Raw genomic sequence first — 20,648 nt, 5'->3', positions numbered from 1 at the left:
AGTAAGGTCACGAGCCTTTCCGGACGGATCGCGAAAGCCGCCGGACCGCTAGCGTCTGATCCCACAGCGGACGCCAACTCGGGTGGCGCCCGCACTCAGGTGATCTAAGGAGAGTTTGGATGGCTAAACGGACCCTCGTGCGGGCGGCCGCGGTTCTCGGCGCGGCATCACTCGCACTGGCAGGTTGTAGTTCGGACAGTGGCGACGACTCCGCGAGCGGGAGTGACAGCTCTGCCTCGGCCACCACTGTTTCCACCGACTGCACGCCCGAAGAGGCGGCGGCAGCGGGTGCCCCGTCCACGGCGCCGCTGAAGATCGGCACTCTGCTTCCCGATACGGGAAGCCTCTCCTTCCTCGGACCGCCGATGGTGGCGGGCACCCAACTCGGTGTCAACGACGTCAATGCGGCCGGTGGAGTTCTCGGCCAGCCCGTTCAACTGATCCCCGGCGACTCGGGCGACACCACCACCGACACGGCGAACACCACCGTGGACCGGGAACTCGCCGCGGGCACCCAGGTGATCGTCGGCGCGGCGTCGTCCTCGGTGTCGCTGAAGGTCATCGACAAGGTGTCCAGCGCCGGCGTCGTGATGTTCTCCCCGGCCAACACGTCCGACCAGTTCGTCTGTTACCCGGACAAGGGCCAGTACTTCCGCACCGCCCCCACCGACGTGTTGCAGGCTCAGGCTGTGTCGCAACTCATCTCGGACGACGGCGGCCAGCGCGTGTCCATCCTGGCCCTCAACGACCCGTACGGAACCGGGCTCGCCGACAACATCCAGAAGAACCTCGTCGACGCGGGCATCCCCGAGGACCAGATCCAGAAGATCATCTACGACCCCAACGCGCAGTCGTTCAACTCCGAGATCGACCAGGTCAAGGACTTCGCCCCCGACGCCGTCGCGGTGGTCGGATTCGAGGAGTCCGCGAAGATCATCACCCGCATGCACGAGGTCGGCATCGGCCCGTCCGACGGCATGAAGGTCTACGGCGTGGACGGCAACATGGGTAACGCGCTCGGCGAGTCGGTGGCCGCACCGCTGCTCGACGGCATGCAGGGCACCACGCCGCTCACGGACGTCGGCCCGGCCTTCCAGGATCGTCTCAAGGGCATCAACCCGGGGCTGATCGACTTCAACTACGCCGGTGAGTCCTACGACGCCGTAGTCGTTTCCGCGCTCGCCGCGGAAGCCGCGAAGTCGACGGCCGGTCGCGACATCGCCGCGAACATCAACGCCGTCACCGAAGGCGGAACCCCGTGCACGTCGTACCAGGAGTGCCTGCCGCTCGTGCAGGCCGGCACGGACGTCGACTACAACGGCATCACCGGCAAGCTCGACTTCGCCGCCGCAGGCGAGCCGTCCATCGGTTCGTACGGCAAGCTGAAGTTCGGTGCCGACAACAAGCTGACGACGGACGGATACATCGTCGTCGGCGGGTGATCGCACTCACCTGAAACGGACTGTGGGCCAGGGAAACCTGGCCCACAGTCGTGTCCGGAACCACCGGACCTACTTCTTCTCCTGACTTCCCGCGAGGGTCCCCAGGTACAGCTCGATCACCTTCGGGTCGTGCATCAGGTTGGGTCCCGAGTCGGTGTAGGCGTTGCGGCCCTGGTCGAGGACGTAGCCGCGGTCGCAGATCTGCAGGCACCGGCGGGCGTTCTGCTCGACCATGATCACCGAGACGCCCGCGGCGTTGATCCGCTTGCAGCGGATGAACACCTCGTCCTGGAACATCGGGGACAGTCCGGCGGACGGCTCGTCGAGCAGCAGCACGGACGGTTCCATCATCAGCGCCCGTCCCATCGCGACCATCTGCCGTTCACCGCCGGACAGGGCGCCTGCCTTCACCTTCTTCCGCTCGACGAGCAGCGGAAAGAGGTCGCCGACGAACGCGAATCTCTCCGCGAAGAGCTTGGGCCGCAGATACATCCCCATCTCGAGGTTCTCCTCGATGGTGAGCGACGGAAAGACGTTCTGCGTCTGCGGGACGTAGCCGACGCCCTTCTGCACGAGAACGTGGGCGGGTTTGGACGTGATGTCCTCACCGCGCAGGGTCACCGATCCCTCACGCACCGGTATCAGCCCGAACAGCGACTTCAGGAGCGTGGACTTCCCGGCGCCGTTGGGACCGATGATGCCGACGATCTCGCCCTCGCGCAGGAAGAAGTTGCATTCGCGGAGGATGTTGACGCCGGGGATATATCCGGCCACCACACCGTCCGCGCGGACGAGGGCACCCTCGGCGAGCCGGGCATGCTCCTCGGGTGTGGCCGCGAATTCCGCTGGGGTCAGTTCGGTCATGGGTTCTCACGCCTCAGCTCGGTGATGTCGGGTTCGGAGAGGTCGCCGCCGGTCTCGAGGGTTTCGGCCTCGGCGTTCTCGAGTGCCTCGGCCAGAACGGCCGTCGCGCCCACCGGATTTCCCTCGTCGTCGAACTCGAGTGCCTGATCGTGGTGGCTGCCCAGGTAGGCGTCGACCACCGCGTTGTTGGACGAGAGGTGTCCCGGTGTGGACTCGGCGATCACGCTGCCCTGCGCCATCACCACCACCCAGTCACTGATGTCGCGGATGACGTCCATGTCGTGTTCGACGAACACGACGGTCATGCCCTCGTCCCGAAGCGATTTGATGTGACCGAGCAGGCTCTGGGTGAGCGCAGGGTTCACGCCTGCCATCGGCTCGTCGAGCATCACCACGGTCGGCTCGGTCATCAGCGCCCGCGCCATCTCGAGCAGCTTGCGCTGACCGCCGGACAGCGAGCCGGCGAGATCGTCGGACTTGGTGTCGAGTGTGAACCGCGCGAGCAGCTCGTTGGCGCGTTCGGTGACGGCCCGTTCCTGCGCCTTCCACGTCCACGGCAGAAGCGTGTTGAAGATCCGCTCGCCGCGTTGCCCGGTGGCGCCGAGCCGCACGTTGTCGAGCACCGTCAGCTTCGACAGCGCCTTGGTGAGCTGGAACGTGCGGACGACGCCGCGGCGGGCCACCTGGTGCGGATACATCCGGCCCAGCGACTGGCCATCCATCGACCACGTGCCGCTGTCCGGCCGGTCGAAACCGGTGAGCAGGTTGAACAGGGTGGTCTTACCTGCGCCGTTCGGACCGATCAGTCCGGTGATGCAGCCGCGCTGAATCTCCAGATGCGCCACGTCGACGGCCTTGAGCCCGCCGAACGTCCGGGACACATTGTCGACCACGAGGATCGGGTCGGGTTTCGGTGCGCCGGGGGAGTGCGGGACGTCGGTGAAGATCGAGGCCCGTTCCTCGGCGGTGAGCACGGTGTCGGTCTGCAGATGATCCGGCAGTCTGTGGTCAGGCATTGAGCTGCACCTCCCGCTTGTTGCCCAGTATGCCCTGCGGCCGGAAGACCATCAGCACCGCGATCATGATGCCGAGCAGAACGAACCGCATGGCCCCGACCTGCTGTTCCGTCAGCGGCAGCAGCGGATCCGGCCCGGAGATGGCCTGCCGCAGCAGGGCGTCCGGGATGGCCAGCAGGAACCAGAACAGCATCGCGCCGACCACCGGTCCGAAGACCGTCGCCGCGCCGCCGAGGATGAGGGCGCCGAACGCGAAGAACGTCTGCGCGGTGGAGTAGAAGTCGGGGTTGATCGACTTGGTCTGCAGTGCGTTGAACACGCCGCCGAGCCCGCCGATCATGCCGCCGAGGACCAGCGCCTGCATCTTGTAGACGAAGACGTTCTTGCCGAGTGCGCGTGCGGCGTCCTCGTCCTCGCGGACGGCCTTGAGGACACGGCCCCACGGACTGTGCGTCAGGAGGAACACGAACCCGCACAGCACCAGGACGAGAGTCCATCCGACGACCATCGACCAGAGGTCGTCACCGTAGAACTTCACGCCGAGGAAGTTGTACTGCTTACCCGAGTCGAACGGGCTGAGCGTGGTGAACGGGTCGGCGAAACCGAACAGGCCGTTGGTGGATCCGGTGATCGAATCCGAGGCGGTGGACCGGAAGATCAGCCGCAGGATCTCGGACGCGGCGATCGTGACGATGGCGAGGTAGTCGGCCCGCAACCGCAGCGTCGGGATACCGAGGACGACGGCCAGCAACCCGGCCGCGGCGAGACCGACGAGGATGCCGACCCACAGCGGCTGCTGGTAGGTGACGGTCATGATCCCGACGCCGTAGCCGCCGAGGAGGGCGAACCCGATCTGACCGAAGTTCAGCAGTCCGGCGTAGCCGAAGTGCAGGTTGAGGCCGATCGCCAGCAGCGCGTAGAAGATCGCGGACGGGCCGATCAGCTGGGCGAGCGAGACCTGGAGTGCTCCTGCGATGTCCATGCCCTCACCCGATCCTTTGCCGGCTGCCGAGAATGCCCTGAGGCCGGACGACCAGGATGACGATCAAGATGAGCAGTCCTCCGATGTACTTGAGGTCGGGGTTGATCACCAGCGTCGACAGCTGGACGAGCAGACCGACGATCACACAGCCGAGCAGCGCGCCGTATGCGGTGCCGAGTCCGCCGAGCGTGATACCGGCGAACATCAGCAGCAGGAGCTTGAAGCCCATCTCCCACTGCACGCGGCCGCCGAGTTCGGAGATGCCGAACAGGACGCCGCCGAGCGCGGCGAGTCCGCCGCCGAGACCCCACACGAAGCGGATCACCCGTTCGACGTCGATGCCGGACGACGCGGCCAGGTCGCGGTTGTCGGACACCGCGCGCATGGCCTTGCCGATGCGCGTCTTCTGCAGCAGCAGGGCCACTCCGAGGAGAACGACGAGACTGATGCCGATGCTCACGAGGTTGGCGTCGGTGATCGCGATCGGACCCCAGTGCCTTTCCACCTGTGCCTGGTAGTCGACGAACGGTTCCGCGCGATCGGAGAAGAAGATCAGGATCAGGTAGCGCAGGGAAATCGCGAGTCCGATCGACACCACCAGCTGCGCTATCAGGCCGGTCTTGCGTCGTCGCAGCGGTTTCCAGATCCCGGCATTGTTCAGCAGTCCGATCAGGATTCCCACGAAGACCGCGAGGATCGTGGCCGGGATCAGCTGCACGCCGAACGTCACGTTGATGACCCATGCCGCGACCGCGCCGAGGGTGACGAGTTCACCGTGCGCGAAGTTCGTCAGGCCGGTGGTGCCGTAGATCAGGCTCAGCCCGACACCGGCGATGGCGATGACGAGACCGAACCGGAGTCCGTCGATGGTCTGGCGAATCAGCTTCTCGTAGAACGGGACCGCGGAACCGGTGCGAGCCTCGCCGAACGAGAAGATCACCGTGTTGGTGCGACCGGCCACCACTTCCCGCTGCACCGTGGCCTGCACGCTGACGTCGTCGGGAAGCGAGTCCGCCACGATCTCGAACGTGTACGTGCCGGGCGCGACCTGGAGTTCCCAGCGGCCGTTCGCCTCCGACGTCGCCTTCGCCACCTCGTTGCCCGACGAATCGAGAGCGCGTACCTCGACGTCCGCGAGCCGTTCGCCCGCGTTGTTCAGATTGCCGCTGACCCGCACCGCGTTCTCCGGGGGCGCCGGTTGCCCGCTCGTCGCGGGTGGTGGGGGCGGCGGGGTGGGTTCCTGCGCCGCCGCGGGACCGCCGAAGGCGATCGCCGCGACGAGGCCGAGCAGGACGAGGACGAACGCACGGCCGAGTTGCCGGGTGACCGACCCTCGCCTCGTGCGTTTCCTCGCGGATTTCGGTCGCGTCCTCACTGCTGGGAGTCGCTTCCTCACGGTTGGGGCCACGCAGGTCCTCCGGGGACGTGTAGATCGGTCAGGAACGTGCTGCGACGGACTCGACTACCGCCCGTGCCGCAATTTCCGGACTCTAACGGCTCCGGTCGCGCGAAATGGGGTTCTCGGATTTCCGGCACGTTTCGGTTGGGTATCGAACCATCCGGCTGATCGGTGTCGGATCCGCTCCCTAGACTGGGCAACCGTGAGCCCTGCAACCACCCCCCGGTCCACCACGTCCCCCGCGTCCGGCGCCGCCGCGTCGTCCGACGATCGCCCCACCCTGATGCTGCTCGACGGCCACTCGCTGGCCTTCCGCGCGTTCTACGCCCTGCCCGCCGAGAACTTCAAGACGCACAGCGGTCAGGTCACCAACGCCGTCTACGGGTTCACGTCGATGTTGATCAACCTGCTGCGCGACGAACAGCCGAGCCACGTGGCGGCGGCGTTCGACGTGTCCAGGCAGACGTTCCGGGCGGAGAAGTTCCCCGAGTACAAGGCGAATCGCAGCAAGGCTCCGGACGAGTTCAAGGGGCAGGTCGAGATCACCAAGGACGTACTCGGGGCCCTCGGCATCCCGGTGATGGCCGAGGAAGGCTTCGAGGCCGACGACATCATCGCCACGCTCACCACCCAGGCCGAGGCGCTCGGGTACCGCGTCCTCGTGGTGACCGGCGACCGGGACTCGCTCCAGCTGGTCACCGACGGGGTCACGGTGCTCTACCCGAAGAAGGGCGTCTCGGACCTCACCCGGTTCACGCCCGCGGCCGTCGAGGAGAAGTACGGGCTCACACCTGCGCAGTACCCCGACTTCGCGGCACTGCGCGGCGACCCGAGCGACAACCTGCCGGGCATCCCGGGTGTCGGGGAGAAGACCGCCACCAAGTGGATCAAGGAGTACGGCGATCTCGTCGGCCTGGTCGACAACGTCGACAAGGTTCGCGGCAAGGTCGGTGACGCACTGCGGGAGAACCTGCCGAACGTCCTGCTCAACCGCGAACTGACCGAAATGGTGCGCGACGTCCCGCTGCCGTACACCCCGGACCAGCTGATGCTAGCGCAGTGGGATCGGGAGAAGATTCACGCGCTGTTCGACGACCTCGAGTTCAAGGTGCTGCGCGACCGGCTGTTCGCCACGTTGGCCCCGGTCGAAGCGGAGGCCGAGGAGGGGTTCGAGGTGCGCGGGAGCGCGCTCGATCCCGGGGCCGTCGCGGACTGGCTGTCGGCGCACGCGTCGACGGGCGAGCGATCCGGCGTGTCGGTGGTCGGCACCCGCACCCCGTACGGCGGTGACGTGACGGCGATCGCCATCGCCGCCGCCGACGGCGAGGGCGCCTACGTCGCCACCGCTTCCGCTACCCCGGAGGACGAGAAGGCGCTCGGCAACTGGCTCGCCGACGCGGATCAGCCGAAGGCCCTGCACGAGGCAAAGTGGGCGATGCACGCGCTGCGCGGACGCGGCTGGGTGCTCGGTGGTCTCACCAGCGACACCGCGCTGGCGGCCTACCTGGTGCGGCCCGGGCAGCGGACGTTCAACCTCGACGACCTGTCGCTGCGGTACCTGCGCAGGGAGCTGCGGGTGGAGGAGACCGGCCAGGAGCAGCTGTCGCTGCTCGACGACGCCGACCAGGTCGACGCGGAAGCCGCCGAGACCGAAATTCTCAGCGCCCGCGCCGTCCTCGACCTCGCGGCCGCGCTCGACACCGAACTCGCGAACATCGAATCGACGGCGCTGCTGTCCGAGATGGAGTTGCCGCTGCTCGAGGTGCTGGCCGACATCGAGGCGTCCGGTATCGCCGTCGACGGTGACCACCTGCACGACCTGCAGAGCCGGTTCGCGGGCGAGGTCTCCGCGGCGGCGGAGGCGGCCTACGGGGTCATCGGCAAGCAGATCAACCTCGGGTCGCCCAAACAGCTGCAGGTCGTGCTGTTCGACGAGCTGGAGATGCCCAAGACGAAGAAGACGAAGACCGGTTACACCACGGACGCCGAGGCGTTGCAGAACCTGTTCGAGAAGACGTCGCACCCGTTCCTCGAGCACCTGCTCGCGCACCGCGACGCGACGCGGCTGAAGGTGACCGTCGACGGGCTGCTGAAGACGGTCGCCGAGGACGGCCGTATCCACACGACGTTCAACCAGACCGTCGCGGCCACCGGCCGGCTGTCGTCGACCGAGCCCAACCTCCAGAACATCCCGGTCCGCACCGACGCGGGCCGGCAGATCCGGGACGGTTTCGTCGTCGGCGAGGGCTACGACTCGCTGCTCACGGCCGACTACAGCCAGATCGAGATGCGGATCATGGCCCACGTGTCCGGTGACGAGGGGCTGATCGAGGCGTTCAACACCGGCGAAGACCTGCACAGCTTCGTCGGCGCGCGTGCGTTCGGCGTGCCGATCGAGGAGGTCACCCCGGAGCTGCGCCGCCGCGTGAAGGCGATGTCCTACGGGCTGGCGTACGGGCTGAGCGCGTTCGGTCTGGCCGCCCAGCTCAAGATCTCGACCGAAGAGGCCAAATCGCAGATGGAGGCGTACTTCGCGCGGTTCGGCGGGGTACGCGACTACCTGCACGAGGTCGTGGAACAGGCCCGCAAGGACGGCTACACGTCGACACTGTACGGGCGTCGCCGCTACCTGCCCGACCTCACCAGCGACAACCGCCAGCGTCGGGAGGTCGCCGAGCGGGCCGCGCTCAACGCCCCCATCCAGGGCACGGCCGCCGACATCATCAAGGTCGCGATGATCAACGTGCAGCGGTCGCTGCGCGAGGCGGGCCTGAAGTCGCGGATGCTGCTGCAGGTCCACGACGAACTCGTGCTCGAGGTCGTCGATTCGGAACGGGAACAGGTCGAACAGCTGGTCCGCGACAAGATGTCCTCGGCCATCGAGCTGTCGGTGCCGCTCGACGTGTCCGTCGGCACCGGTCGCAGTTGGGACGCCGCCGCACACTAGGCGGCGGCGGTCCTCCGCCCTATTCGGCCGGCGCCTGCTCGGCGATCTGCTTGCGCACCTCGTCCATGTCGAGGGCCTTGACCTGCGTGACCAGATCCTCGAGCGCCGCGGGCGGCAGCGCGCCGGGCTGGCTGAACACCAGCACACCCTCGCGGAACGCCATGATGGTCGGGATCGACCGGATGTTCGCGGCGGCGGCGATGCCCTGTTCCGCTTCGGTGTCGACCTTGGCGTGTACGACGTCGGGGTGCTGCTCCGACGAGGCCTCGAAGGTGGGGGCGAAGGAGCGGCACGGTCCGCACCACGATGCCCAGAAGTCGACCAGAACGACATCGTTGCCGGTCACGGTCTCGTCGAAGTTCTGCTGAGTCAGAGTCTTGGTGGCCACGAGGGTCCTTTCGTTCGGTGACTGCTTTGCGTGTGCAACGCCGCGTCGCCGTCGATTCTTCCCTGCGGCGTCGTCAGCCGGTGCGCTCCGTGTCCCGGAACGTGCGGCGGTAGGCCTGCGGGGTGGTGTGGCGCAGCCGGAGGAAATGCTGCCGCAGGACGGCGCCGCCGCCGAAGCCGACCCGTTCGGCGATCACGTCGACCGAGAGGTCGGAGTTCTCCAGCAGGTGCTGCGCGGCCAGCACCCGCTGATCGCTGAGCCATCGGGCCGGGGTGGTCCCGGTCTCGGCCTGGAACCTTCGCGCGAACGTGCGGGGAGACATGTTGGCCTTGGCCGCCACCGCGGTCACCGACAGGTCGAGGGCGAGGTGCTCGGTCATCCAGTCGAGCAGCGGCCCGAGAGTGTCGATCGTCGTCGACGGCAGCGGCATCGCCACGTACTGCGCCTGACCGCCGTCCCGGTGCGGTGGGACCACCATGCGCCGCGCGATCCCGTTGGCCACCCGGCTGCCCTGTTCCTTGCGCACGATGTGCAGGCACAGGTCGATGCCCGCGGCGGTGCCCGCGCTGGTCAGGACGGGATCGTCGTCGACGTACAGGACGTTCGGGTCCACCGTCGCCGCCGGGTGGAGGTCGGCGAGCCGCTGGGCGTGCCGCCAATGGGTGGTGCACTTGCGTCCGTCCAGCAGTCCGGCCGCGCCGAGCACGAAGGCGCCGCTGCAGAGGCTGGCGACCTTGGCGCCCCGGTCCACCGCGGCCCGCAGTTTGTCGAGGAGGGGGTCCATGCACGGGTCGGGGTCCTTCGCGCAGACGAATGTGCCGTCCGCCTCGGCGTAGGTTCCGCCCGCGGGAACGACGACGAGGTCGGCGTCGTCGAGCCGGTCGAGGTCGTACGGGACGTCGATGCCGTATCCGAAGCGGGTGCGGATGGGTTCCGGTGAGCCGGCGACGAGGGAGAAGTCGTAGGTGGGAAGTCCGTCGTCGGATCGGTCGAACCCGAACACCTCGCAGGCGACTCCGAGCTCGAACGCTTCGGTGAGCGGCATGAGCGGTACGACGACTTTCTTCAGCACCGTCCCAGTATGGCAGAAATACGGTCAACAATGTCGTTTCTGCCACTTTTTCTCGGAGGTCGATGCTACGAGGCTGAAGACATGACAATCCTGGTCGTGGTACTCCTCGTGTTCCTGGCGCTCGACGCGCTGGCGCTCGCCGGCCGCACGCCCGACACGCACAACGAAGTCACCCAGCACGGGGACTTCCGGTTTTGAGAGGGAATCTGGCGGTCCAGTACGCGGGCACGGCGCTCGCCTGGGGCGCGAGTTTCCTCTTCATCAAGGTCGGCCTCGACGACCTGTCCTTCACGCAGGTCGTGCTGTGGCGACTCGTGTTCGGGGCGGTGACGCTCGGTGCCGTCCTCGGACTCACCCGGACACGGTTGCCGCGCGAAGCGGCGACGTGGGCGCACCTGTCGGTACTGGCGGTCGCCCAGTGTGTGGTGCCGTGGTTGCTGTTCAGCTGGGCCGAGCAGAGCATCAGTTCGGGCTTGGCCAGCATCTACAACGCGACCACGCCGCTCATGACGATGTCGGTGGCCCTGGCGTTCCTGCCGGGGGAGAAACTCACGGACGCAAAGCTGTTCGGCCTCCTGCTCGGATTCACGGGGGTGGTCGTGGTGCTGGCGCCGTGGCAGGCGGGGATCATCGGCAGCGTCTCCGCCCAGCTCGCGTGCCTCGGCGCCACCGCGTCGTACGGTGTGGCACTGGTCTACCTGAGGCGGTTCATCCTTCCGCGGGGCGTCGGCACGCCCACCATCGCGTTCATGCAGGTGTCGATCGCCGCTGCCGCCATGGTCCTCGCCGCCCCGTGGGTCGCGAGCACGCCGATGCACCTGACTCCCGCGATCGTCGCGTCGATGATCGGGCTCGGGGCGTTCGGCACCGGGCTGGCGTTCGTGTGGAACACGAACGTGGTGCGCGGCTGGGGGCCCACCGCGGCCTCCACCGTCACCTACCTGACACCGGTGGTCGGCGTCGTGCTCGGTGCGGTCGCACTCGACGAGAACATCTCCTGGAACCAGCCTGTCGGGGCGCTCGCGGTGATCGCGGGAATCGTCGTCACCCAACGGTCTTCGCGCAAGGCAGCCGACGCGGTCGCCGTGGACGCACCGTGATCACGGTGGTGCCGTGACGACCCACTCGCGTTTGGCGTCCCCGTCCCACCGGCGCACCACCGACGCCCGGCCGATGATGTCGCCGCCGTCGAGGAGCCGCGCGGCCTCCGCGATCTGATCGGCCGGCAGTCGCCGCGCGAGAGTCACGTGCGGCGTCCACTCGCCCGGGCGGATGTGCGGCGTGATCTCCGTAGCGTGCGCCGCGAGATCGAACACGCTGCGGTGCAGGGACAGCAGCGCCTTCGACGGCACCACCAACCGGGACAGCGTGACGTGCCTGCCGCCGAACATCACGAGCCCGCCCAGCCGGATGTGGAACGAGGGCGTCGCGATCCGGCGGCCCAGCAGTTCGTCGATCTCGGGTGGGATGTGGCGTGCCACGAACAGGGTGATGTGGGGCCGATTCGATTCGGCGCGAACGCGAGTGCGGCTGGGCATCCCGGCATCCCACAGGCGTTGCCACTCCGCGCGCACGGCAACGTCGGTCGCTTCGTCGAACAGCAGTTCCACCGACTGGACCATGGTAGGCAATGATGGCCTCATGAGCGGTGCTACGGCAAACATTTCCGATACCCGGATCGGGGTGCTCCTCGGCGACGGCATCGGTCACGAGATCGTCCCGGCCACCCAGCGGGTGGTCTCGGCCGCGGTGACCGCGGCAGGAGGCGGCGACGTCGACTGGGTGGAACTGCCCCTCGGCCTCGGCGCCATCGAGTCGCACGGCACGCCGATCCCCGAGTTCACGCTCTCCGCGCTGGACGAACTCGACGCCTGGATCCTGGGCCCGCACGACAGCGCCGCCTACCCGGAACCGTTCCGCGGCCGGCTGACCCCCGGCGGGGTGGTGCGCAAGAGATTCGACCTCTTCGCGAACATTCGCCCCGCGCGCTCGCTCGAGGGCGTCGCCTCGACGGTCCCGGACATGGACCTGGTGATCGTCCGGGAGAACACCGAAGGGTTGTACGCGGATCGGAACATGTTCGCCGGCAGCGGCGAGTTCATGCCCACTCCGGACGTGGCGCTGGCGGTCGGCGTCGTGACGAGGAAGGCGTGTGAGCGCATCGCGCACACCGCATTCGCGCTGGCGCGCACACGCGGCCGGCACGTCACGATCGTGCACAAGGCCAACGTGCTGTCGATGACGACCGGGCTGTTCCGCGACGTCTGCCGGGAGGTGGGGGAGCGCGACTACCCGGACGTGCGGATCGACGACGAGCACGTGGACGCGATGACCGCGCATCTCGTGCGCCGGGGAGCCGATTTCGATGTCGTGGTCACGGAGAACATGTTCGGCGACATCCTGTCGGATCTGACCGGGGAGCTGTCCGGCTCGCTCGGTACGGCGCCGTCGATCAACAGTTCCGAGACCCAGGTGATGGCGCAGGCGGCGCACGGCGCGGCACCTGACATCGCCGGGCGCAACCGCGCCAACCCGACGGCGCTGATGCTGTCGGCCGCGATGATGCTGGAGTGGCTCGGGGACCGCCGCGCGGACCGGCATCTGGCCGGCGCGGCCCACCGGATCCGCGACGCCGTCCGCGCGACGATCGCATCCGGCGTCGCCACGGCTGACCTGGGTGGACTCGCGTCGACCAGTGAATTCACGGAGACGGTCCTCGCCCGCACACTCCGTCGCTGAAACCGCCGCCACAGGCCGCGGCAGGCCGTTAATGTTCGGTAACGACGTCCGCAGATGTGGGTGCCGTAACCTACCGTTCGACTATTCGGAGTTCGAGAGTTCTCCGTCGCCGTAGCTCGCTCGGTGTACCACGATTTCCTTGGAGGACATGCCAGTGTCTGGTCGATCCGTCTTCGCGCGAGGCCGAGTGGCCCGCACCATCTGTGCACTGGCGGGTGGCAGCGCTCTGCTGCTCGCCGGCTGCGCCAGCAACACCGAGGGCGGTGGTACGCCGTCCGGCGAAGAGACCGTCGCCGTGGAAGTCGACAAGGTGGATGCCATCGCGGCGACGCTGCCGGAAGAGATCGCCTCGTCCGGCAAGATCATCGTCGGTGTCAATATTCCGTACTCGCCCAACGAGTTCAAGGATCCGAGCGGCAAGATCGTCGGCTTCGACGTCGACCTCGTCGATGCGGTGGGCAAGGTGCTCGGCGTGACACCGGAGTACACCGAGGCGGACTTCGACAAGATCATCCCGTCGATCCAGGCCGGCAGCTACGACATGGGTATGTCGTCGTTCACCGACACCAAGGAGCGCGAGCAGTCGGTCGACTTCACCACCTACTTCAGCGCCGGAGTGCAGTGGGCGCAGCCCGCCGGTAAGTCCGTCGACCCCACCAACGCGTGCGGCCTGCGGGTCGGCGTGCAGACCACCACCATCGAGGATCTCGAGGAGGTGCCCGCCAAGAGCGCGGCGTGCGTCGCGGCCGGGAAGCCGCCCATCGAGATCGTGAAGTTCGACAGCCAGGACGACGCCGCCAGCGCCGTCGCACTCGGCAAGGTCGACGCGATGTCCGCCGATTCGCCCGTCACCGCGTACGCGATCAAGCAGAGCGAAGGCAAGATCGAGGCTGCGGGCGAGGTCTTCGACGCCGCGCCGTACGGCTGGCCCGTCGCGAAGGGGTCGCCGCTCGCGCAGACCCTCCAGCAGGCACTGCAGCACCTCATCGACGACGGCACCTACCGGACGATCGCGGAGAACTGGGGCGTCGAGGCGGGCGTCATCACGACTTCGCAGATCAACGGCGCCACGAGCTGAGCGGTTGACGAGTGTCTGACGTGGAGAAGGCCCCGGACCGGTCCGGCACCGAGCCGGGGCAGGAACCGGAGCCGATCAAGGCGATTCCGCTGCGGCGGCCCGGCCGCTGGATCGCCGCGATCGTGGTCGGCCTGCTGCTGGCGCTGTTCGTCAACGGTGCACGCACCAACGAGGCGTACCGCTGGGACATCTACGCCCGCTATCTGTTCGATGCACGGATCTCGGCCGCGGCGTGGAACACCATCCAGCTGACGATCCTGTCGATGGCGATCGCCATCATTCTGGGTGTGGTCCTCGCCGTCATGCGGCTGTCTCCGAACCCGGTGCTGAAGGCGGCGTCGTGGGGTTACCTGTGGATCTTCCGCGGGACTCCGGTCTACGTGCAGTTGGTGTTCTGGGGACTGTTCCCGTCCATCTACAAGCAGCTGGATCTGGGAATCCCGTTCGTCCACCAGTTCGTGCACATCGATCTGCAGGGAATCAACGCGGCGTTCCTGTTCGCGGTGATCGGGCTGGGACTCAACGAGGCCGCGTACATGGCCGAGATCGTCCGTGCCGGCGTGAACTCGGTCGCCGAAGGGCAGACCGAGGCGTCGGTGGCGCTCGGTATGACGTGGTCGCAGACCATGCGCCGCACGGTCCTGCCGCAGGCCATGCGAGTGATCATCCCGCCGACCGGCAACGAGCTGATCAGCATGCTGAAGACGACGTCGCTGGTCACCGCGGTGCCGTACAGCCTGGAGTTGTACGGACGTGCCAGAGACATCTCGGGCGCGAACTTCCAGCCCATCCCGCTGCTGATGGTGGCCGCCACCTGGTACCTCGCCATCACCAGCCTGCTCATGATCGGCCAGTTCTACCTGGAGCGGTACTACTCGAAGGGTGCGTCCCGCAAGCTCACCCCGCGGCAACTGCAGGCGCTCGCCGACGCGCAGGGCAAGCCGCTCGTGATCGAACCCGGGCCGGAGACCTTGCCCGACACACCCGGAGGGGAACGACGATGACGCCGATGGTCAAGGCGGACCGGGTCTGCAAGAACTTCGGGGCGCTGAAGGTACTCAAGGGTGTGTCGCTGGAGATCGACGCCGGCCAGGTCCTGTGCCTGGTCGGGCCGTCGGGCTCGGGGAAGTCGACGTTCCTGCGGTGCATCAACCACCTCGAGCAGGTCAACGCCGGGCGGCTGTACGTCGACGGTGAGATCGTCGGGTATTCCGAGCGGGGCGGCAAGCTCTACGAACTCCATCCCAGGGCGGCCGCGAAGCAGCGCCGCGACATCGGGATGGTCTTCCAGCACTTCAACCTCTTCCCGCACCGGACGGCACTCGAGAACATCATCGAGGCGCCCATCCAGGTGAAGAGGCTGAGCAAGAAGAAGGCGCTCGAGCGAGGACGTGATCTCCTCGAGCAGGTGGGCCTGAGTGAGAAGGCGGACGCGTACCCGGCGCAGCTGTCGGGTGGTCAGCAGCAGCGCGTCGCGATCGCCCGCGCGCTGGCGATGGATCCCAAGCTGATGCTGTTCGACGAGCCGACGTCCGCCCTCGACCCGGAGCTGGTCGGGGAGGTGCTCACCGTGATGAAGGATCTCGCGGCCGGCGGCATGACGATGGTCGTCGTCACGCACGAGATGGGCTTCGCGCGCGAGGTGGCCGACCAGCTCGTGTTCATGGACGCCGGCGTCGTCGTGGAATCGGGCAACCCCCGCGAGCTGCTCGCCAATCCGCAGCACGACCGCACCAAGCTGTTCTTGTCGAAGCTGCTGTAGTGGCCTCCGGCCCCGTGAGTACTTCTCAACCGCGGGCGGTTAAGAAGTACTCACGGGTTTGCGGCAGCTGAAGATGGCGGTGCCGGGGAAGATCTGTCCCCGCAGCGGGCTCCACTGCCCCCATTCCCGGTCGAGCCACTCGGGCCACTCCGGCTCGATGATGTCGCGCACCTCCAATCCTGCCGCCACGATCTCGCGCACCCGGTCGCCGATGGTCCGGTGGTGCTCGACGTAGGTGGGGACGCCGTCGCCGTCGACCTCCACGTACGGCGTGCGGTCGAAGTAGGGGAGCGACGCAGTGAGCCCGCGTGGGCCCGGATCGTCCGGGAAGATCCAGCGGATCGGATGGTTGACGGCGAAGACCCACAGCCCACCCGGGCGAAGAATGCGCGCCACCTCGCTCATCACCTGCTGGGAGTCCGCCACGAACGGAACTGCTCCAAAAGCCGAACATGCGATGTCGAAGCTCGCGTCGGCGAAGGGGAGGTGCTCGGCTCCCGCATGAACGAGCGGCACGGTCGCGCCGCCCGCCCGCATGGCCTCGACCCCGCGGGTCAGCATCGACATGGACAGGTCGAGCCCGACTGCCCGGGCGCCCCGGCCGGCGAGCCACCGCGCGCAGGGAGCGGAACCGCAGCCCACCTCGAGGACGTCCTTGCCCGCCACGTCACCGAGAAGGTGGTAGTCGCCCTCGTGGAGTCCCTCCGGACACCAGACGAACTCACCCTCGGACGAGTCCACGCCGAGGAACTCGCCGTGGGTGCGGTGGTAGTCGTCCGCATCGGCGTCCCACCAGGCACGGCTCGCGCGTTCGCTGGACTCGGAATCGACGCGGACGCGGCTCACCCCCGATGTTCCGAGGACGCTGTTGGCGGTGCCGTGACGGTCGTCTTCGGGCGAGAGGGGAGAATCGGACGGGCGAGGATCGGGCATGGGCAACAGAGTAGAGCGTGGGAACGTGCCCGGGTTTGCCCAGCTTGCCCACGGGCGCGTAGCCTATTGCACGCGAGTGTCTATGTGTGCGGCATCGGATTCGGTTCAGTTCGAGTTTGTTCGGTTCCAGTCGGGTGTCGTTCACTGCGCTTGCGGTGATCTGATTCGGCGGAATGTTTCGTCGGTTCAGGTTGCTTGTCCGACAGAACACCATCAACCGACCACAACCCGTCCGGAGCAACTCAACACATGCCCTCCACCACCGTGACCTCGCCGCAGGTAGCCGTCAACGACATCGGCTCCGCCGAGGACTTCCTCGCCGCCATCGACGCAACGATCAAGTACTTCAACGATGGCGACATCGTCGAAGGCACCATCGTCAAGGTCGATCGCGACGAGGTCCTGCTCGACATCGGTTACAAGACCGAAGGCGTCATCCCTTCCCGTGAGCTCTCCATCAAGCACGACGTCGACCCCAACGAGGTCGTCTCCGTGGGCGATGAGGTCGAAGCTCTCGTCCTCACCAAGGAGGACAAGGAAGGCCGACTGATCCTGTCGAAGAAGCGCGCTCAGTACGAGCGTGCCTGGGGCACCATCGAGGAGCTCAAGGAGAAGGACGAGGCCGTCAAGGGCACCGTCATCGAGGTCGTCAAGGGCGGCCTGATCCTCGACATCGGCCTGCGTGGCTTCCTCCCCGCTTCGCTCGTCGAGATGCGCCGTGTCCGCGATCTGCAGCCGTACGTCGGCAAGGAGATCGAGGCCAAGATCATCGAGCTCGACAAGAACCGGAACAACGTCGTCCTCTCGCGCCGTGCATGGCTCGAGCAGACGCAGTCCGAGGTTCGCAGCGAGTTCCTGCACCAGCTGCAGAAGGGCCAGGTCCGCAAGGGCGTCGTGTCCTCCATCGTCAACTTCGGTGCCTTCGTGGACCTGGGCGGCGTCGACGGCCTGGTGCACGTGTCCGAGCTGTCCTGGAAGCACATCGACCACCCGTCCGAGGTTGTCGAGGTCGGCACCGAGGTCACCGTCGAGGTTCTCGACGTCGACCTGGACCGCGAGCGCGTCTCCCTGTCGCTCAAGGCGACGCAGGAAGACCCGTGGCGTCAGTTCGCCCGCACGCACGCCATCGGCCAGATCGTGCCCGGCAAGGTCACGAAGCTGGTTCCGTTCGGTGCCTTCGTGCGCGTCGAAGAGGGAATCGAAGGCCTCGTCCACATCTCCGAGCTGGCCGAGCGCCACGTGGAGGTCCCGGACCAGGTTGTCGGAGTCAACGACGATGCACTCGTCAAGGTCATCGACATCGACCTCGAGCGTCGTCGCATCTCGCTGTCGCTGAAGCAGGCCAACGAGGACTACAACGCCGAGTTCGATCCGTCCAAGTACGGCATGGCGGACAGCTACGACGAGCAGGGCAACTACATCTTCCCCGAGGGCTTCGATCCCGAGACCAACGAATGGCTCGAGGGCTTCGACAAGCAGCGTGAAGAGTGGGAGAACCGCTACGCCGAGGCTGAGCGTCGCCACAAGATGCACACCGCTCAGATGGAGAAGACCGCTGCAGACGAGGCCGCCGAGGCTGCCACCGCTGCTGCCGGCTACTCCTCCGAGTCGGGTGCCGGCGACGCCGACGCCGCTTCGTCCGCCAGCACCTCGTCGTCCGAGTCTGCCGGCGGATCGCTGGCCAGCGACGCACAGCTCGCCGCTCTGCGCGAGAAGCTGTCGGGCAACGCCTAGCACGTCCGCCTGACTCGTCAGGCAAAGCCGAAGACCCCGCTCCAGCACTGCAGGGGCGGGGTCTCGTCGTTGCCGGACATCCCAACATGACTGTGGCCCAACCTCTCCGGAGGTTGGGCCACAGTGAGTGTCGGGTGAGGCGGGTACTCAGTTCGCGGTGGCGGGAATCCAGTAGCCGGACGACGACTGCACCTCGGCACGCTTGCGCATCGTTGCGAAACTGTGCCTGCCCTGGCTGATGAGTGCCGTGAGCCAGGTCCGGCGATGCTCCGCGAGTGCGGACGCCACCTCGGGGATCTCGATGCAATGCACCCCGCCCGCAATGCCGAGGCGGTGCCGACCGAACTGGTTGCGGTGATCGCGCATGGCGTTCCTCTTCTTCGAGAAGGTGCAGGTCGGGTGCGTTCGCTAGAACATAACCGACCATGTCGGACATCTGTGGTATTTGGGACAGGTGAGTCTGCAGAGAGGGAAGAGGGTGGAGATCGGCGAGGGACGTGCGTACTCGTTCCGCGGCGGGTGCAACACTGGGAGGCGTGTTGAGAATCGGCCTCACTGGAGGCATAGGAGCCGGTAAGTCCACCGTGTCGAAGGTCCTCGCCGAACTCGGGGCCGTCATCGTCGACGCCGATCTGATTGCGCGGGAGGTCGTCGAACCCGGAACACCCGGCCTCGCCGCCCTCGTCGACCGGTTCGGTGAGGAGATCCTGACGGAGGACGGCGCACTCGACCGGCCCGCCCTGGCAGCGCGTGCCTTTGCGGAGGACGAATCACGGCTGGCGCTGAATTCGATCGTCCACCCGCTCGTCGGGGCGCGCACCACCGAGACGATCGAATCGGCGCCACAGGACGCGATCCTCGTTCAGGACATTCCGTTGCTGGTCGAGGGCGGAATGGGCGCGGCGTTCCACCTGGTCGTCGTCGTGTTCGTCGATGCCGAGGAGCGGGTGCAGCGGCTCGTCGGATCGCGGGGGATGCCCGAGACCGATGCGCGGGCGCGGATCGCAGCCCAGGCGGACGACGATCAACGGCGGGCGGCGGCCGACGTCTGGCTCGACAACAGCGGCGCCCCGGGCGCGCTCGAACCGGAGATCCGGGCACTGTGGTCGGAGCGTCTCATGCCCTTCGAGTCCAACATCCGCACACGGTCCGTCGTCCGTGTCCTGCCCGAACTCGCCCCGCCGAATCCGCAGTGGCCGGCGCAGGCGGACCGGTTGATCGCTCGATTGAGACTGGTGTGCGGCGATCGCGCCGTCCGGATCGACCACATCGGGTCGACGGCCGTCGAAGGATTGCCCGCCAAGGACGTCATCGACGTCCAGGTGACCGTCGCGAACCTCGAGACGGCCGACGACCTGGCAGAATCTCTCGCCGACGCCGGGTTCCCTCGCATCGAGCACATCACCGCCGACGACCCGAAGCCCGCGTACCAGGGCGGAGAGACCGACCCGGCGCTGTGGGGCAAGCGAATCCACGGCGGCGCGGATCCGGGCCGGCCCGTCAACATCCACGTTCGGGTCGACGGGTGGCCCGGACAGCAGTTCGCGCTCGTGTTCCGCGACTGGCTCCGCGCCGACACCGACGCCCGCACGGAGTACCTCGCGGTCAAGGAAGGTGCGGCGGAGAAGGCGGCCGGGCACACGGACTACCGGGACGCGATCACCGCCTATGCGGACGCGAAGTCCCCGTGGTTCGATCGCGCCTATCACCGGGCGTGGGAATGGGCCGAGCGGACCGGCTGGACCGCGTAGGTCACCGCCAGTCGATCGGCATGCCGATCGAGGCCAGCCAGCGGCCGAGGTCGTGGCCGTGCGCGGCGATGCCGTCGATCGCCGTGGTGGCGGTGAGGATCGCCTGCTCGACCGTCGCGGTGTCGAGCAGGCCGGTGCTGTGCGCCTCGACCAGCTCGTCGACGTCGAGGAGTTCGGTGTCGCGGCCGGTGCGCACCACCAGATCCAGGTAGTGGTCCTCCGACTTCCACACGTCGTCACCCCGGGTGAAGGTGCCGATGTCGACATAGTGGTCCTGATCGCGCTGGTGGTAGGGGTGGTAGTGGAAGATCGACGCGCGCAGACCCAGGTCGGGGAGCAGCCACGACTCCAGGTAGTGGAACTGGCGGTGGTCGGAGGTGCGCGCCATGTACAGCCCCCACGGTTCGACCCGGTAGTGATCGACGTGGCGGACGAAACCCTTGGGGTCGGTGTTGGTGTGATCGCGAAGGTCGAAGTATTCGACCTTCGGTGGGTGGATGTCGTGACTCGCGCCTGCCATGGTGGGGAACCTACCGGGTTT

Annotated in this window: 19 protein-coding genes; 9 read left to right on the top strand and 10 right to left on the bottom strand. The window is 67.2% G+C overall.

Translation table 11 applies throughout. The annotated features are described in order from the left end of the window. Positions 1-119: 119 nt before the first annotated feature. Complete coding sequence (locus tag CJ177_RS36615) at positions 120-1,442, top strand: ABC transporter substrate-binding protein (RefSeq protein WP_005247457.1); 1,323 nt, start codon at positions 120-122, stop codon at positions 1,440-1,442. Between the two features lie 69 nt (positions 1,443-1,511). On the opposite strand, the gene CJ177_RS36610 is transcribed toward CJ177_RS36615, so the two are convergent. The 4 genes from CJ177_RS36610 to CJ177_RS36595 are packed head-to-tail and all read right to left on the bottom strand — an operon-like array spanning position 1,512 to position 5,679. Further along, positions 1,512-2,306 (bottom strand): ABC transporter ATP-binding protein, encoded by a 795-nt coding sequence (locus CJ177_RS36610; RefSeq protein WP_005247455.1) that lies wholly within the window; start codon positions 2,304-2,306, stop codon positions 1,512-1,514. Beyond that, positions 2,303-3,322: an ABC transporter ATP-binding protein gene (locus CJ177_RS36605; RefSeq protein ID WP_025432852.1), complete on the bottom strand. Its 1,020-nt coding sequence runs from the start codon at positions 3,320-3,322 to the stop codon at positions 2,303-2,305. The genes CJ177_RS36610 and CJ177_RS36605 overlap by 4 nt, the downstream gene beginning before the upstream one ends. Further along, positions 3,315-4,304 (bottom strand): branched-chain amino acid ABC transporter permease, encoded by a 990-nt coding sequence (locus tag CJ177_RS36600; RefSeq protein ID WP_005247450.1) that lies wholly within the window; start codon positions 4,302-4,304, stop codon positions 3,315-3,317. The genes CJ177_RS36605 and CJ177_RS36600 overlap by 8 nt, the downstream gene beginning before the upstream one ends. 4 nt (positions 4,305-4,308) lie before the next feature. Continuing rightward, positions 4,309-5,679 carry a branched-chain amino acid ABC transporter permease gene (locus tag CJ177_RS36595; protein ID WP_025432851.1) on the bottom strand — a complete coding sequence of 457 codons (1,371 nt, stop codon included), beginning with the start codon at positions 5,677-5,679 and terminating at the stop codon, positions 4,309-4,311. A gap of 226 nt (positions 5,680-5,905) precedes the next feature. On the opposite strand from CJ177_RS36595, the gene polA reads away from it, so the two are divergent. Next, positions 5,906-8,650, top strand: a complete 2,745-nt coding sequence (gene polA / locus CJ177_RS36590) for a DNA polymerase I (RefSeq protein ID WP_095870114.1) — start codon at positions 5,906-5,908, stop codon at positions 8,648-8,650. Positions 8,651-8,669: 19 nt separating this feature from the next. Here the strand turns inward: polA and trxA are convergent, their stop codons facing one another. Beyond that, positions 8,670-9,038 (bottom strand): thioredoxin, encoded by a 369-nt coding sequence (gene trxA / locus CJ177_RS36585; RefSeq protein ID WP_005247443.1) that lies wholly within the window; start codon positions 9,036-9,038, stop codon positions 8,670-8,672. 73 nt (positions 9,039-9,111) lie between these two features. Beyond that, positions 9,112-10,110 carry a helix-turn-helix domain-containing protein gene (locus CJ177_RS36580; RefSeq protein WP_025432850.1) on the bottom strand — a complete coding sequence of 333 codons (999 nt, stop codon included), beginning with the start codon at positions 10,108-10,110 and terminating at the stop codon, positions 9,112-9,114. A gap of 194 nt (positions 10,111-10,304) precedes the next feature. On the opposite strand from CJ177_RS36580, the gene CJ177_RS36575 reads away from it, so the two are divergent. Continuing rightward, positions 10,305-11,210 carry a DMT family transporter gene (locus tag CJ177_RS36575; protein ID WP_095870113.1) on the top strand — a complete coding sequence of 302 codons (906 nt, stop codon included), beginning with the start codon at positions 10,305-10,307 and terminating at the stop codon, positions 11,208-11,210. On the opposite strand, the gene CJ177_RS36570 is transcribed toward CJ177_RS36575, so the two are convergent. Continuing rightward, positions 11,211-11,732 carry a 2'-5' RNA ligase family protein gene (locus tag CJ177_RS36570; protein WP_005571116.1) on the bottom strand — a complete coding sequence of 174 codons (522 nt, stop codon included), beginning with the start codon at positions 11,730-11,732 and terminating at the stop codon, positions 11,211-11,213. It abuts the gene before it with no gap. Between the two features lie 19 nt (positions 11,733-11,751). Between CJ177_RS36570 and CJ177_RS36565 the strand changes: the two genes are divergently transcribed. The 4 genes from CJ177_RS36565 (at position 11,752) to CJ177_RS36550 (ending at position 15,689) form a co-directional block, all read left to right on the top strand. Then, positions 11,752-12,849, top strand: coding sequence for an isocitrate/isopropylmalate dehydrogenase family protein (locus CJ177_RS36565; RefSeq protein WP_061044228.1), 1,098 nt, complete (start codon positions 11,752-11,754; stop codon positions 12,847-12,849). A gap of 148 nt (positions 12,850-12,997) precedes the next feature. After that, on the top strand, positions 12,998-13,927 hold the full coding sequence (locus CJ177_RS36560; RefSeq protein WP_005247432.1) for an ABC transporter substrate-binding protein: 930 nt from the start codon (positions 12,998-13,000) through the stop codon (positions 13,925-13,927). A 20-nt stretch (positions 13,928-13,947) separates the two neighbouring features. Beyond that, positions 13,948-14,931 (top strand): amino acid ABC transporter permease, encoded by a 984-nt coding sequence (locus CJ177_RS36555; protein ID WP_005247430.1) that lies wholly within the window; start codon positions 13,948-13,950, stop codon positions 14,929-14,931. After that, positions 14,928-15,689: an amino acid ABC transporter ATP-binding protein gene (locus CJ177_RS36550; RefSeq protein WP_005247428.1), complete on the top strand. Its 762-nt coding sequence runs from the start codon at positions 14,928-14,930 to the stop codon at positions 15,687-15,689. Before CJ177_RS36555 ends, CJ177_RS36550 begins: the two co-directional genes overlap by 4 nt. 39 nt (positions 15,690-15,728) lie before the next feature. Here CJ177_RS36550 and CJ177_RS36545 read toward each other — a convergent pair whose 3' ends face one another. After that, on the bottom strand, positions 15,729-16,622 hold the full coding sequence (locus CJ177_RS36545; RefSeq protein ID WP_005247427.1) for a class I SAM-dependent methyltransferase: 894 nt from the start codon (positions 16,620-16,622) through the stop codon (positions 15,729-15,731). A 249-nt stretch (positions 16,623-16,871) separates the two neighbouring features. On the opposite strand from CJ177_RS36545, the gene rpsA reads away from it, so the two are divergent. Next, on the top strand, positions 16,872-18,356 hold the full coding sequence (gene rpsA / locus CJ177_RS36540) for a 30S ribosomal protein S1 (RefSeq protein ID WP_025432847.1): 1,485 nt from the start codon (positions 16,872-16,874) through the stop codon (positions 18,354-18,356). A 147-nt stretch (positions 18,357-18,503) separates the two neighbouring features. Here rpsA and CJ177_RS36535 read toward each other — a convergent pair whose 3' ends face one another. Further along, a complete protein-coding gene (locus CJ177_RS36535; RefSeq protein WP_005247422.1) occupies positions 18,504-18,722 on the bottom strand; it encodes a hypothetical protein in 219 nt (72 codons plus the stop codon). A gap of 170 nt (positions 18,723-18,892) precedes the next feature. Between CJ177_RS36535 and coaE the strand changes: the two genes are divergently transcribed. Further along, complete coding sequence (gene coaE, locus CJ177_RS36525; protein WP_095870112.1) at positions 18,893-20,107, top strand: dephospho-CoA kinase; 1,215 nt, start codon at positions 18,893-18,895, stop codon at positions 20,105-20,107. A gap of 1 nt (position 20,108) precedes the next feature. Here coaE and CJ177_RS36520 read toward each other — a convergent pair whose 3' ends face one another. After that, positions 20,109-20,627: a DUF402 domain-containing protein gene (locus tag CJ177_RS36520; protein WP_095870111.1), complete on the bottom strand. Its 519-nt coding sequence runs from the start codon at positions 20,625-20,627 to the stop codon at positions 20,109-20,111. Positions 20,628-20,648: the final 21 nt, after the last annotated feature.

The organism is Rhodococcus sp. ACPA1 (assembly GCF_002300195.1).
Classification (GTDB): Bacteria; Actinomycetota; Actinomycetes; order Mycobacteriales; family Mycobacteriaceae; genus Rhodococcus_F; species Rhodococcus_F opacus.
The sequence above is the reverse complement of the archived record's forward strand: the minus strand, read 5'-3'. Positions and strand labels throughout refer to the sequence as shown.